This is a genomic window from Pseudomonas sp. C6002, assembly GCF_013385805.1.
Taxonomy (GTDB): domain Bacteria; phylum Pseudomonadota; class Gammaproteobacteria; order Pseudomonadales; family Pseudomonadaceae; genus Aquipseudomonas.
In genome coordinates, this window is record NZ_JACAPH010000055.1 from 1 (window position 1) to 700 (window position 700).

1 pseudogene is annotated in these 700 nt (G+C 57.1%); it reads left to right on the plus strand.

What is annotated here, in order from left to right:
* A pseudogene (locus tag HX817_RS31470) lies at positions 1–700 on the plus strand (type IV secretion protein Rhs); the annotation flags it as partial.

Sequence of the window (700 nt, forward strand, 5' to 3'; positions counted from 1 at the left end):
CGCTGGGGGCGGTGACGGCCTATCAGTACGACGAAGCCGGTCGGTTGATTGCGCTGTTTCCCGGGGACGATGCGCCGACGTCCTACGAGCATGACAACGGGTTCGTACGGGTTGTGCGCCGTGGTGACGCGGTGTGGAAATACCAGCGTAACGATCAAGGCGATATCACTCGCAAGACTGATCCGGACGGCAATTACACCGAATACACCTACACCCAACACGGAAAGCTCACGGGTGTTTGGTATCCGGATAACAGCAGCCAACGCTTTATCTGGAACGAACGCGGCCAGCTCATTGAAGAAAAACTGGCGAATGGCGGTGTGCGGCGTTATCGCTATGAGGAGCTGGGGCGGCAGGTGGCTTGCGAGGATGAGCATGGTGCGCTGACCCAGTATCAGTGGGACGCCGTAGGTCGTTTGCTGAAAGTGATTCAGCCTGACGGGGCCACACGCGAATTCAGCTACAACCCGTACGGAAAAATCACTGCTGAGCGCGACGAGTTGGGCCGCGTCACCCGCTACGAATACGCCGATGGTTTGCACCTGATCAGCCGTCGGATTAATCCGGACGGCACGCAGCTTAAATACCGTTATGACAATGTTCGGCTGTTACTGACCGAGATTGAAAACGAGGTCGGCGAAACCTATCGGCTCGACTATCACGCCAACGGCCTGATCCAGCAGGAAACCGGGTTTGATGG